The 14,343-nt window shown below is 37.0% G+C and carries 10 protein-coding genes; 4 read left to right on the top strand and 6 right to left on the bottom strand.

All coding sequences use genetic code 11. The annotated features are described in order from the left end of the window. Window positions 1–2: 2 nt before the first annotated feature. The 4 genes from ZA07_RS04250 to ZA07_RS04235 all read right to left on the bottom strand — a co-directional run bounded on the left by ZA07_RS04250 (window position 3) and on the right by ZA07_RS04235 (window position 5,656). Window positions 3–245 (bottom strand): hypothetical protein, encoded by a 243-nt coding sequence (locus ZA07_RS04250; protein ID WP_053970496.1) that lies wholly within the window; start codon window positions 243–245, stop codon window positions 3–5. 157 nt (window positions 246–402) lie between these two features. Then, entirely contained in the window at window positions 403–1,407 is a 1,005-nt protein-coding gene (locus tag ZA07_RS04245) for an isoaspartyl peptidase/L-asparaginase family protein (RefSeq protein ID WP_053970495.1), read from the bottom strand. After that, a complete protein-coding gene (locus ZA07_RS04240; RefSeq protein WP_053970494.1) occupies window positions 1,404–2,714 on the bottom strand; it encodes a sugar MFS transporter in 1,311 nt (436 codons plus the stop codon). Before ZA07_RS04240 ends, ZA07_RS04245 begins: the two co-directional genes overlap by 4 nt. Before the next feature lie 17 nt (window positions 2,715–2,731). Further along, entirely contained in the window at window positions 2,732–5,656 is a 2,925-nt protein-coding gene (locus ZA07_RS04235) for a GH92 family glycosyl hydrolase (protein WP_053970493.1), read from the bottom strand. A gap of 43 nt (window positions 5,657–5,699) precedes the next feature. On the opposite strand from ZA07_RS04235, the gene ZA07_RS04230 reads away from it, so the two are divergent. The 4 genes from ZA07_RS04230 (at window position 5,700) to ZA07_RS04215 (ending at window position 10,385) form a co-directional block, all read left to right on the top strand. Next, window positions 5,700–7,970: a beta-N-acetylhexosaminidase gene (locus tag ZA07_RS04230; RefSeq protein WP_053970492.1), complete on the top strand. Its 2,271-nt coding sequence runs from the start codon at window positions 5,700–5,702 to the stop codon at window positions 7,968–7,970. 1 nt (window position 7,971) lies between these two features. Continuing rightward, window positions 7,972–8,685, top strand: coding sequence for a copper homeostasis protein CutC (locus ZA07_RS04225; RefSeq protein WP_053970491.1), 714 nt, complete (start codon window positions 7,972–7,974; stop codon window positions 8,683–8,685). Window positions 8,686–8,748: 63 nt separating this feature from the next. After that, window positions 8,749–9,978, top strand: coding sequence for a metallophosphoesterase (locus ZA07_RS04220; RefSeq protein ID WP_053970490.1), 1,230 nt, complete (start codon window positions 8,749–8,751; stop codon window positions 9,976–9,978). 110 nt (window positions 9,979–10,088) lie between these two features. Then, window positions 10,089–10,385, top strand: a complete 297-nt coding sequence (locus tag ZA07_RS04215; RefSeq protein ID WP_053972038.1) for a co-chaperone YbbN — start codon at window positions 10,089–10,091, stop codon at window positions 10,383–10,385. Here the strand turns inward: ZA07_RS04215 and ZA07_RS04210 are convergent. Together ZA07_RS04210 and ZA07_RS04205 are read right to left on the bottom strand one after the other, a co-directional pair. Next, window positions 10,382–11,023 (bottom strand): polysaccharide deacetylase family protein, encoded by a 642-nt coding sequence (locus tag ZA07_RS04210; RefSeq protein ID WP_053970489.1) that lies wholly within the window; start codon window positions 11,021–11,023, stop codon window positions 10,382–10,384. The two genes, ZA07_RS04215 and ZA07_RS04210, sit on opposite strands and share 4 nt — an antisense overlap. A 2-nt stretch (window positions 11,024–11,025) precedes the next feature. Continuing rightward, window positions 11,026–14,340 carry a DUF2723 domain-containing protein gene (locus tag ZA07_RS04205; RefSeq protein ID WP_053970488.1) on the bottom strand — a complete coding sequence of 1,105 codons (3,315 nt, stop codon included), beginning with the start codon at window positions 14,338–14,340 and terminating at the stop codon, window positions 11,026–11,028. Window positions 14,341–14,343: the final 3 nt, after the last annotated feature.

Below are 14,343 nucleotides of genomic sequence, written 5' to 3'. Positions count from 1 at the left end.
TCCTAGCAAAGTTTTTCTCTTTTAGATTTTCTTCCTCTGAAAAGGAATAAAGACTTGTCAAAGTTAGACTCAATCAACAATCTCTTTTTAGTGCTATTTTTTAGAGCAACTGTATTTTTAACAAGAGTTACAACAACTTCTGTGGTATCATTACTTAAATCCTGTGACTCTTTCTTAACATCTTCTTGAGCGTAAAACGCCGTAGTGGTTATTGTTAGAATGAAAGTGAAAACTAATTTTTTCATGATTGTAATGCTTGTTTGATTAATTTCTGCAACAAAGAAACATTACCTAATAGGTTGAAATGAAAAAAATTAGTTGAATCACGGAAACTTTTTGATTATCTGCATCTTGAATCAAAAAACATCGACGAAATGCACTTTTCGATAAAAATTCTAATCTTTATACATAATGAGTTGATTCAATTTGCTCATTTTCACCATTTTGAAATTTGGTCATGGTAAATCCTTTATGAATGGAATGAAATCCAGTTTCGCCCTTTTTATTTAAAGCTATATAACCTACTTGAAAGTTTTTATAATTGCTATTTGGTTTGCTTACGATACGCCTAATGGCTTCTTCACAAGCCTCTTGAGGTGTTTTTCCCTGTCTCATGAGTTCCACTACCAAAAAGCTTCCTACGGTCTTTACAACCTCTTCTCCTAATCCTGTAGCTACACAGGCACCAACTTCATTATCGACGAAAAGCCCAGAGCCTATAATAGGGGAATCACCCACGCGTCCTGACATTTTATAGGCCAATCCACTCGTAGTACATGCACCAGAAATATCACCATTTTGATCTATGGCTAACATGCCTATAGTATCATGATTTTCAATATTGATAATAGGTTTGTACTCGCTTTTTACTTTCCAATCTTCCCAAGCCTTCTTTGAAGATTCGGTTAGGAGATCTTCCTTCTGGAACCCTTGTTCATAAGCAAATCGTTCAGCGCCCTTACCAGCCAACATCACATGTGGAGTTTCTTCCATCACCTTTCTTGCCACAGAAACCGCATGGGTGATGTTTTCCAAATAAACGACTGAACCACAATCCCCATTTTCATTCATAATGCAGGCATCCAAAGTGACATGTCCATCTCTGTCGGGTAGCCCTCCTTTCCCTACAGATTGACCTTTTTCATTAGCTTCTTCAACCATGCATCCCTGTTCAACAGCATCAAGTGCCTTACCTCCAGCTTGAAGAACCTCCCAGGCTTTGGCGGTAGATTCTTTAACATTCCAAGTGGCAACTACGACGGGGAATGCATTTTCACGGGCTCCCACGCTTTCATTTGTTTGTGAGGCTACCTTGGACGTGTTAGATTCACATCCTATTAAAGTTGATCCAACGGCCAAACTCATCCCGGTTAGTGATGTACTTTTAATGAAATCTCTTCGTTTCATATTTCAATTTGTTTTTTGGAATTTCTATAACCATAATACATAATGTACCCATAGCAGCAAATTACAAATAATAATGCCCATTTGAAACCAATATTATCCGTAAGGAAGCCATATGTAGGAGGAATGATGGCGCCACCAACAATGGCCGTACATAAGAGTCCTGAACCTTTCGGCTTGAGTTTCCCGATACCATCAATTGCCAAGGTAAAAATAGTTGGGAACATTATGGAATTGAATAGCCCAACGGCTAAAATACTCCACATGGAAATTAACCCTGTGGTGCTTATGGAAACACCTATGAGACAAATGGTTATGATAGCAAAGCTGGACAGCACTTTTCCTGGGTTAAAAATGGTTGTTAGATAAGAACCGATAAACCTGCCTATCATAGCACCAGACCAGTAGAAGGTTACAAAAACACCTACCACGGCTTTGTCGTCTGTTTCGGCTAAACCAGAATTCAATAAGGTTTCGGCTATACTTTTCATAAATCCGTTTTCATTAATAATAGAAACCAAATTCATGTCTAGAAAGTAATTCACTAAGTAACTTCCTATGGCTACTTCGGCTCCTACATAGCAGAAAATACCTAAAACGCCCAACATCAGGTTCTTTTCTTTTAAAGCTTCCCCGTAGGTACTTTTTTCTTCTTCATTTATAAGCTTGGGCAGTTTTGCGAAAAAGAAATAAACCGCAATCAAACAGATAAAAATAGCTAAGCCTACAAAGGGTGTTTGAACTGCTGAAGCCTCGGCACTTAAATAACTTTCTTTCGCCACTCCAACTAAAGCATCGATTTCCTCTTTGGTTTTAATTTTATCACTTAAAATAAACAAGGCGCCAATGGCAGGAGCAATGGCAGTTCCAAGAGAATTAAAAGCTTGGGATAAATTCAATCGACTGGAAGCTGTTTCTTCACTTCCCAATACGGCAACATAGGGATTAGCGGCCACTTGAAGAATGGTGATACCACCAGCTAGAATAAAGTAAGCCAACATAAAAATACCGAAAACACGGTAGGAAGCCGCAGGATAAAATAGAAAGCATCCAAGAGCCATGGTGATTAATCCTAATATAATTCCTTTTTTATATCCAATTTTGGATAGGATATAACTGGCAGGGATAGACAAAAGAAAGTAGGCGCCAAAAAAGGCGAATTGCACCATGCCTGCTTGAAAATAACTTAAGGTGAATAACTCTCTTAATCTAGGGATTAGTGAGTCTACTAAAACAGTAATAAACCCCCATAAAAAGAACAATATGGTTAATAAGATAAAAGAGGAGCGATAAGATTTTGGTTGATCCATGGGATAAGGTTGTGGATTTAATTGATACTAATTTCATCTGCAAAAAGCCATGAACGACCATCTTCATGACTTATATGCCACTCAGGAAGTTGACCAAGCGTTTTTGCGTGGATTTTTATGTATTGATAAGATTTTGGTTTCGTTTTAAAAGTTATACGTTGGATGCTTGAATTTTCTTTGGGAGTGGAAGAATCAAAGTTGATACTGGTATCAATTTTTTCAAATTTAGTGCCGTCCAATGACCCAAAGCACTCTACTTCTGAAGGCAGGAATATCCAAGAGCGTTGGTCTTCCAAGAAGCCTATGCCAATCTCCTTAATGGTTCTAGTTGATCCCAGATTGACAGTAGCTATTAAATCATTCTCATGGAAACCTTGCCAAACACCTGTTCTGAAATCTTGAGTTCCAAAAATCCCGTCGATGAGTGCGTTTTGACCTCCGCCATTATATTGGTTGGCGTAAGGTTTTTTTAAATGAATAGAAATATTTGGATCAATCTTGTAAAATTGGGTAGAAACAATAGGACTCCTTTTTCCTTGGGATTCTGCATAAACTTTTAATTCAGTTTTATCAGAGATTTTAAAAGGCTTTTTGTACTCAATAAAGTCTATGCCATTAACACTATAGAAAATGTTAGACTTTACATCAACACTCTTTAAAGCTACTAATGTTTCGCCTTTAAAGGCAACATCTCCTTCAGCTATAAATGGAACCGGAACAATAAGGTGTTCGTCTATAGAGGTTTTCGGTTGATTGCCTTCTTGAGTTCCCCATTCTGAAGGGGTATTTCCCATTGTAAACTTGAGGGTGCCTCCCTTGGTAATATCCTCATGATTGATAAATGTTTGTTCTAAGGAGGTATCATTAAGAAGGACCGATTGAATGTATTTATTTTCTTTAGAGAGGTTTTCAGCAATGATGGTAAAAGTGTTGCCATTCTCTAAATGAATGGTTGATTCTTCCATTAGTGGCGTTCCTATAATGTAAGTATTAGAGCCTGGTGTAACGGGATAAAATCCCATGGAACTAAACACATACCAAGCACTCATTTGTCCGCAGTCTTCATTGCCTGAAATACCGTCTGGATCATTTTTGTATAACTCGTTTAAAATTTGAGAAACGCGTTCTTGGGTTTTATAAGGTTTGTTTACAAAATTATAGAGGTAAGCCATATGATGACTAGGCTCGTTTCCATGGGCATATTGCCCTATAAGCCCTGTAATATCTGCTTGTTGCCTACCTGAGGTTTCTACATTTGCTGTAAACAGATTATCCAATCTTTTTTCTAAAGCCTCTTTTCCGCCCAATAAGGTCATAAAGCCTGAGATATCCTGAGGGACATAAAAGCTATATTGCCATGAGTTTGCCTCGGTATAATTAAAATTTACTTCATAAGGGTCAAACGGAGCAAACCAGGTATTTCTAAAACGACCTCTCATGAATTGGCTTTCTGGGTCAAATATGTTTTTGTAGAATTGGGCCCGCTGCAGATAATCTTCATAGGCTCTTTCATTTCCCATGGCTTTGGCCATTTGGGCAATGGTCCAATCGTCATAAGCATATTCCAATGTTTTTGAAACGGATTCACTTTCGTTTTCCACGGGAATAAAAGCAAAAGATTTATATGAGTCGAGACCTAAATGGTCTTGAGTGGCAGAATTTACCATGGCCTCAAAAGCCTGATCTGCATCATAACCTCGAATACCTTTTAAATAGGCATCTGCAATGACAGGAACCGCATGGTAACCAATCATGCAACCGGTATAGCAGCCAGATAAGTCCCAGATTGGCATGATACCTCCCTCTTTATTTTTTGCAATAAATGTATTGATGAAATCATTGGTGCGTTCCTGTTCTATAATTGTGTAAAGCGGATGGGTGGCTCTGTAAGTGTCCCAAAGCGAAAAAACAGTATAGTAGTCAAAATCTTCATTTTGATGGATTTTTAAATCCATACCTCGATACCTACCATCCACATCTTGATATAAATTAGGGGCAATCATCGTGTGGTAAAGCGCCGAATAAAAATTAACCTTGTCGTCTTGATGAGGTGTTTTTACTACTATTTTTTGTAATTGACTTTCCCACAAGTTTTGAGCTTCAGATTTAACTTCGTCAAATGATTTTTGACCTATTTCTTGCTCTAAGTTTTTTCTTGCTCCATCCCCATCAACAGCTGAAATGCCAACTTTTGCATAAACAGGATTATTGTTTGGATTTTTGAATTCAAAAACCGCCTTGGTAGGTTGATTTTCTTGATTGTATTGTATAGATGCAATTTCTTCGGAAAAAGTGATATAAAAATACAAACGTTGGTCTGTAGCCCAAGCGGCACTATGCCTATGTCCTTGAATGGTTTTATTGTCAATTTGGGTGATTTCGTGGGATAATAGCTTGTCTCGGTGTTCCAGATCCAAAACTACATATTGATTGTCATGACTCGGAAATTGATATTGGTGAATACCACTTCTTTGTGATACCGTTAAATTCACTTTAATATCTGTAGAATCCAATTTAACTTCATAATATCCTGGCGTTGCTATTTCATTTTTATGTGTAAAAGGCGCTTTGTAACCGGGTTTGCCATCAGAGCCATTGTTGAATTGAACACTTGTAGTGGGCATTAACAAAATATCACCATAATCGCTAACTCCTGTTCCGCTTAGGTGGGTATGTGAAAAACCATAAATATAAGAGTCTGAGTAATGATATCCTGAACATCCATCCCATCCATCTAGTCTTGTGTCTGGGCTTAATTGCATCATTCCAAATGGAAGAGTGGCACCCGGAAAAGTATGGCCGTGGCCTCCAGTTCCAATAAACGGATTCACATAGGAAGTAAGGTTTTGGTCTTCTGTTTCAGGATTTGTTGATGATGAAGGTTTTTGACAACTGCTAATTAAAAGAACGACAATAAAAAGAGGAGAAAATTTGAATTTCATTAAAATTTAGATTGCTACATTTAAGGCTTCTAATATAGTAAAAATGAATATCAAGAAACTTTTGGCAAGTTGTCTTTTTTTGTTAGGCTTACTTTCCTGTAAAAAAGAACAGGAAGTTGTCATCTTACCTCAAATCATTCCGCAACCAAACCAATTGGAAATCACTGAAGGAGCTTTCGAATTGAATCCTACAATTGGAATTAAGTCACCTACCTTGTTCTTAGGTTCTTCAAATTATTTAAAAGCGTTTATAGAGAAAGGCGCTAGTTGGGAATTGAATAGTTCTTCTGAAAAGGAAATTGAGTTTGTTGAAAATAAAAATCTAAGTGTAGAAGGATATCAATTAAATGTAACAAAAAATAGGATAGTAATTAAGGCTGCTACAGACCAAGGGGCTTTTTATGCGGTTCAATCTTTGAGGCAGTTGCTTCCTGTCTCTTTTGAAAATGGAACTTTCAGTGATTCTAAAGCTGTTATACCTTGTTTAGAAATTATAGATGAGCCACGATTTCAGTATAGAGGAATGCACTTGGATGTAAGTAGGCATATGTTTCCTGTATCTTTTATTAAGTCTTATATCGATGCTCTGGCTCTCCTGAAAATCAATAAATTTCATTGGCATTTAACAGATGATCAGGGGTGGCGCATTGAAATAAAAAAGTTTCCGAAACTACAGGGAGAAGCAGCTTTTAGAGATAAAACCCTAAAAGGGCATTACAATGATGAACCGGTTCAATATCAAAATGAACGTTATGGCGGCTTTTATTCTCAGGAAGAAATCAGGGAAGTGGTGGCTTATGCAAAAGAAAGGCATATAACGGTTATCCCAGAAATTGAGATGCCGGGTCATGCTCAAGCAGCATTGTCGGCTTATCCTGAATTGGGCTGTACCGGAAATTCCATAGAAACGGCTACCACTTGGGGCGTTTTTGAGGATATTTTTTGTTCAAACGATGAAACCTTTGAATTCTTAAAAGGCGTGTTAGATGAGGTGGTGGAGTTATTTCCTAGCGAATATATCCATATTGGAGGTGATGAAGCACCTAAAACGAGATGGAAAGCTTGTGAAAATTGCCAAAAAAGAATTCAAGAAGAGGGATTGAAAGATGAATTTGAACTTCAGAGTTATTTTATTAAACGAATTGAAAAGTACTTAAGTCTTAAAGGGAAAAGAATTATTGGTTGGGATGAAATTATAGAAGGAGGTTTATCGCCAAATTCTACGGTGATGTCTTGGCGCGGATTTGAAGGAGCCATTACTGCTGCCAAACAAGGGAATGATGTGGTGATGACGCCTTCATCCCATTGTTATTTTGATTATTATCAGTCCGAGGGAAGTAACGAGCCAACAGCCATTGGAGGGTTTTTACCTTTGGAGAAAGTTTATAGTTTAGAGCCGATTCCAGAGGAATTGAATGAAATGGAGAGTAAGCATATATTGGGAGCCCAGGGTAATTTATGGACGGAATACATACCCAATAGCAAACAGGTGGAATATATGGTTTTTCCTAGAATACTGGCGTTAAGCGAAGTTGTTTGGACGCAACCTGAATTTAAGAATTACAAGGGGTTTGTTCAAAGAATAGAACACTTTCATAAAAGATTGGATGCCTTGGGAATTCATTATGCGAATCATTTATATGATATTGAAGGTGGTTTAATAGTGGATGAAGGAAAATCAGTTTATGAAATGAAGACTTTAACAAATGGTAAAATCATTAAATATACCTTGGATGGCAGCAGTCCTAATAAGGAATCCTTAACTTATGAACAGCCTATACCGTTCTCAAAAGATATGGAAATCCATGCAGCTGTTTTTAGGGGTGATGAAAAGGTAGGATCCGATTTCCATCAAAAATTATGGTTACATAAAGCAGTAGGAAAACATATAGAATTGAATGTGTCACCACATAAAGCTTATCAGGGAAGTGGTGCAAATGGTTTGGTTAATGGTATATGGGGTAGCAGCACACGTTATGGTGATAAGGAATGGTTAGGATTTTGGGGAGATGATTTAGAAATTATGATAAATTTTGAAGAGGAGACTGACATCGATTCTGTATCAACTAGATTTTATGATGGCCAAGGACAATGGATTTATGCCCCAAAGGAAGTTATTTTTGAAGCTAATGGAAAGCAAATTACATATCCTGTTAATAGTAGTGAAGGAGTCCTAGTAAATTTTAAAATAGAGCCAAAAATCAGAACAACAAGCTTTAAGTTGATAGTCCCCAATTATGGTACTATTCCCGAAGGAAAGCAAGGAGCAGGAAACAAAGCTTGGACTTTTATAGATGAAATTGTAGTGAAATAGTATGGTTTTAGAAGTTTGTGCAAATTCCTTTGAATCTGCAAAGAATGCCCAATTGGGAGGCGCTAAACGAATTGAGCTTTGTCAAGAGCTTTCAGTAGGTGGGATTACACCTAGTTATGGTCTTGTGAAACAGGTAGTCGATAAATTGTCTATCCCAGTATTTGTATTAGTAAGGCCTAGAAGCGGTCATTTTGTTTACTCCCGAGAGGAAATAGATGTGATGCTGAATGATATCCAGTTGCTTAAAAAACTGGGTTGCTCTGGAATTGTTTCTGGAGCTTTACATTTGGATGGTACTATTAATGTCAGTCAAACTAGGGAGTTGATAGATGCATCTGGTGATTTACCGTTTACATTTCATAGAGCATTTGATGAGGTTCCAAATCCAATGGAAAGTTTATTGCAGTTAATAGATTTGGGAGTAACCAGAGTGTTAAGTTCTGGGCAAAAAAGCACAGCCCTCGAGGGAATAACCTTGTTATCTCAATTAAGGGATCTGGGTCTGAACCAAATTAAGATTATGCCTGGAGCGGGAGTTAATAAAGATAATATTTTAAAATTCAAAGAAATGGAGTTTGAGGAGGTTCATTCCTCGGCATCCATGATTATAGGTGAAGGTCAGGGCGAAGGTCTTTTTAGTAAAGATACATTAACGGTGACCTCTACAGAAAAGGTTAAAGCCATGGTTAATTTGATATCGAAACCAAATAGTTGATTTTTAACATCCTGTTAAAATACTTCGCATGCAATATCCTTTATCTTTGCTCAAATTGTACTTATGATTCGCTGGGTAATTTTTATAGTTGTTTACCTTCTACTTACCATTTATGGATTTCAAGCCATTAGAACCATTACCAAAGCCACTTGGATACATGTTCTGTTTTTTATTTTGGCGGTTTTAGTGTTTGGTAATTTTATTTATCAGTTTACCCTACCTTCCCAAGGTCGTGTTTTAACTCCTGGTAAAAGTTATGCCTTTGGGTTTCTTTTAACCTACATGAGTTTTTTGCTTGTGATGATTCCAATATTAATTGGTGAAGATATTTTTAGAGGGGTGTCAAGCTTATACGATCGGTTTTTTACAACTAAGGAGGATTTCTATTTTCCAGAACGTAGAAAGTTTATCAGTCAAGTAGCTATGGGATTGGCTGCTATACCTGTAGCATCTTTGCTTTATGGGATGTATAAGGGAAAGTATAATTTTAGGGTTATCAAGCATACTTTGTTTTTTGAAGATTTACCTCAGGGCTTTGAAGGATATAAAATTACTCAAATTAGCGATATCCATTCTGGTAGTTTTACAGATTACGAGGAGATACAGCAGGCTGTACACATGATTAATGCGCAAGAATCGGACGCGATTATGTTTACAGGTGATTTGGTAAATAATACGGCTACAGAAATGGATCGGTGGAAACCATTGTTTGGGTCTCTAAAGGCCAAGGATGGAGTTTTTTCCGTTTTGGGGAATCATGATTATGGGGATTATGTTGAGTGGGAAAGCAATGAGGCGAAGCATCAAAATCTAGAAGATTTAAAGCTGGTGCATAAGGATATGGGGTATGACTTATTACTTAATGAAAGTAGATATTTAGAGCGAAATGGAGATAAAATTGCCTTGGTAGGTGTTGAGAATTGGGGGCGAGGAGGATTCACTAAGAAAGGAGATCTTACAAAGGCGTCTGAAGGTGTTAAACCTGATGATTTTAAAATTTTAATGAGTCATGACCCTTCACACTGGGAAGATGTGGTCTTGCATGATCCTTACCATTACCATTTAACCTTAAGTGGTCACACACATGGGATGCAATTTGGAGTGGAAATACCGGGCTGGGTGAAATGGAGTCCCATTAAGTGGCGTTATAAATATTGGGCAGGTGTTTATAATGAATTAGGTCAATACATTAATGTCAACAGAGGGTTGGGGTATTTAGGATATCCTGGTAGAGCTGGAATTTGGCCCGAAATAACGGTCATTGAACTTAAGCGGAAAGAGCAAAATAGCTAAGGGATTTTTAAATGACTGCTGAAAACAGGCCATTATAAGTGCCTGTTATTCAAAATATAAAAAAAATGTGTAGATTTACATCAAGGCATTGACTTAAAATGGTACAAAGTATGTCAAAATTTGGTGAATTAATAGATGTTGATGTTCCAGTCCTATTGGACTTTTTCACAGAATGGAACGATCAATCTACTGCTATGCACCCTGTACTCAGGGATGTGGCCGCTGCACTTGGTGATAAAGCCAAAGTGATTAAAATTGATGTCGAGAAAAATCAAGAACTTGCAGAAGCTTTAAGGGTTAAAGGTCTTCCTACGTTAATCATCTATAAAAATGGTGAAATGAAGTGGCGTTATAGTGGTGAACAAGACGCAAATACTCTAATAGGTATTATTCAGGAATACCTTTAAAAGCTAATAGCTTTAAAGCTAAAACCTAAATCTCTATAGTATTCTAATGTTCTTGGAAGCGCATATTTCATGTTTTTAGAAGCCTTAATGCTGTCATGAAAAACTACAATACTGCCTTCTTTCGCATTGTTTGTTACATTCTTTAGACAGGTTTCACCACATACCGTTTTGTCCCAATCAATGGAAATAACAGACCACATAATGATATGATAGCCCATATCTATCAATTGCATTCCTTGCTTTTTTTTGATTCTTCCGTAGGGGGGTCTAAAAAGATTTGAAGAAAGGTTTGTATGTTTTTCAATCTCTCTTTCTGTTTTAACTGCGTTGGAAATGTAAGTGTCCAAATCCGTTTTCCAACCCTTTAAATGATTAAAGGTATGATTCCCAATTTGGTGGCCCTCATTTACAATTTGGTTAAAAATATCGGGGTGTTTTTCAATATTATGGCCAATACAAAAGAAAGTCGCCCTGGCATCATATTGCTTTAAAGTCTCCAAAACCCATGGCGTAACATCTGGAGTTGGACCGTCGTCAAAAGTAAGATACAAAACTTTCTCCGTGGTTTCCATTTCCCAAACATAATTGGGAAAAATGGATTTGACCAAAGGAGGAAGTTTTGCACTTAGTAAATTCATTGCTAATTACCTAAATCAATAGCTGTTGTGTCTAGGGTTTGTTCAGGAACAATGTCCTTGTCCAAACTGCTTTCAGGCGATGGTTCGCTGTCGTAAAAATGACTGAATAAGTTGAGATAATTGGAGAATACCTTGCTCTCCTTTTCATAGAACTCCTTGTCATAGTCACGAAGCAAATCAATAATCCCTTTGTATCTTTCAATATCGGTCACAATGTCTTCTATCAGGTCATATTGTTGATCGATATCCAATTGACTGAAATAGTTTAATTTTTCTTGGTATTTGGTTGCTACCTGTTTAAATAGGTCTCTCGCTTTTTCATTTGATCCAACTTCATAATATGCTCCTATATAGGGTTCAAGCAACGTATAATAACCAAAATAATCTACAGGCATATTTTCCATGGCGATATCGGCAATTTGCTCAGCCTTTTTGTTTTTGCCTTCTATTAGAAGCTCTTCCATTAATCTAGCCAAATTCCCTCTATAGGTTATGGAATTCTTTCTAGTTTCGGTGTCATGATATAGATCTGGGTCGCCACTATTTCCCCAATCCCATTTAACTACCTTGTCATACATCAAATCGGAATCTATTCGTCCCATATCAAAAGGATTGGCTTGTGAAACAGGTGTTTTAATAGGAACCAATTTATAGCATAAACCATCTAATTGTAAATAATCCTTCATCCAAATATAGTCTTGATTACTAAAGGCTCCTCCAGTGAAATAGATGGGACGTTTCCAATCGTTGTGAGCCACAATGTCAAGCATAAGCAGACGGTTTTTGTACATGGCATTATCGTCTATTGTAATGTACAAGGTGTCTTCTATCTTATCGGAATCTTTTTCCTTTACAATTCCATTTTTTAGAGCATTTTCCTTGTTTACTGGAACACTAACATTTTCCACTGGGAAATAGTTAGAATTTGTTAATTGGGAGGGATAATAACTTGGGTCATCTCCTTGCTGCTGTAAGATATATTTAAATTTAGTTCTTGGGTTATCACTGGTTATGAAGTTCAAGAAATCTTTAATATCCATGGTGTCTTGAGAAACCAAACGTTTCATAATATAATCCCGAGTTCCATATTGGTATTGATGATGCTGAAGAGTGCCTGGGATAGGATCACTTTCGTAAGCTTTTCGTTTCATTTGGTCAATGTACCAGTCAGTTTGGAATAAGCTAGTGTTTACAACGCGAACATCAGTTCTGTAGCCTTCTATTTCCTGAGCATACCATAGTGCGAAAGTGTCATTGTCACCAATGGAGAATAGGATGCCATTTTCCTCGCAAGAATCTAAATACATTTTTGCCATGGCCCTAGCTGTTTCTTTATGTGATCTGTCATGATCATCCCAATTGTTGGCAGCTAAAATTCCGGGAACAAGCACTAAGCATGCCACAGCAATAACAGGACCTAACCAGTTTTGTTTGAATTTGGTTCTTAAAGCGTCAAATATGGCATAAACACCAAATCCAATCCAAATGGCAAATACATAAAAAGACCCTACTACCGAGTAATCTCTTTCTCTTGGTTCAAAAGGTCTAACGTTGGTGTAAAATTGAATAGCCAAACCGGTGAATAAGAAGAATACCAACATGACCCAAAACAACTTTTTGTCTTTGTTGAACAAAAAGAAAAAGCCTATTAACCCCAATATCAAGGGTAAGAAATAATAGGTGTTTCTGGCTTTATTGTTTTCTACATCACTGGGTAGGTTGTCTTGTGAGTAACCAAGATGCCATTCATCTATAAATGTAATACCACTTAACCAGTTTCCATGGTTATCTAATTTTCCTTGTATATCATCTTGACGTCCTGTGAAATTCCACATAAAATAACGCCAGTACATATAACCCAATTGGTATTCCAACATATAGATGATATTGGATGCTAAATCGGGTTTTTCCACATCTATATATTGGCCAAATTGCTTAAGGAAGCTATGGTAATCTTCATAGTTGACCATGCCTTGAGCTACGTCATTTTTGAAGTTGGTAAGGGCAGAACGAAGCCTGTTTTCCATTTGGTATTCTGGCTTTAATTTAAAATCCAGATACCCAGAATAAATCATGTAATTGGTGGCATTTTCCTGACTCCACATTCTAGGAAGTATGGCAGCATGTTTGTGATTGAAATTTTGTTTGGCATTCTTCCAATCATTAATGATGACATATTTACCAGCCTTCTCATCTTTTTCGTAGTTGGGTTTATCATCTACATAAGGATGGTTTTCATCTAATCCTGAATATTGATCTGTAAAAAGGGGGCCGTAAAACAAATGGGTTTCAGGATATTGCTCTAAGTTGTAGTAGGCTAATAACTCTCTGGCATCAGAGGGATCATTTTCATTAATAACCACATTAGCATTAGCTCTTATGGGTAGCATCATCCATGATGAGAATCCTATAATCACAAAGGTAAGTCCTAAAATAGCCGTGTTTAAATGAACATAATTTTTTTGTCTTGTATATTTTAGGCCCAAATAAACGGCTGCGACTATCAATAGTCCAGCAATGATAGTACCCGAATTAAATGGCATACCTAAAGTGTTTACCGAGAATATTTCTAGGGCACTAAAAAACCTTAGAATATTTGGCGCTAACAATTTAAAAACAAATAGAAGGATGGCTATAGAGACTGCATTTGCAATGATGAAGTTTTTGATAGTGATGGTCTTGTAATTTTTGAAATAATAGATAAGACCTATTGCAGGAATCGTTAAAAGTCCCATAAAATGCACCCCAAATGATAATCCTATTATGAAAGCAATTAAAATAAGCCATTTGTTTCCTCTGGGTTTATTCATGTCTTTATCCCAACGTAAACCAAGATAGAATAGGACAGACATGATAAGAATGGCCATGGCATATACTTCTGTTTCCACAGCATTAAACCAAAACGAATCTGTAAAGGCGAAGGCTAAACTTCCAACTAAGGCACTTCCTAAAACTGTATATTGTTTGCTTTCTGTGAATTTTCCATGATTCTTGACTATTTTCTGTAGTAATAAAGAAATGGATTTGAACATAAAGAAAATAGTGAATGCGCTGGCAAAGGCGCTCATCAAATTCATAACCAAACCTATTTTAGTGGGATCTCCAAAGGCAAATAAGGAGAAAAAAGCTCCAAGCATTTGAAAAAGAGGGGCCCCAGGGGGGTGACCTACTTGTAATTTAGATGAGGTTAAAATATATTCTCCTGCATCCCAAAAGCTTACGGTAGGCTCTACAGTTGAACTATAAGTGATAAGGGCGATTGCAAAAGAAACCCAACTTAAAATGGTATTCCATTTTTTGAAGTTGAAGTGTGTCATAGA

The organism is Mangrovimonas sp. ST2L15, assembly GCF_001280515.1.
In the GTDB taxonomy this organism is placed as follows: domain Bacteria; phylum Bacteroidota; class Bacteroidia; order Flavobacteriales; family Flavobacteriaceae; genus Mangrovimonas; species Mangrovimonas futianensis.
The sequence above is the reverse complement of the archived record's forward strand: the minus strand, read 5'-3'. Positions and strand labels throughout refer to the sequence as shown.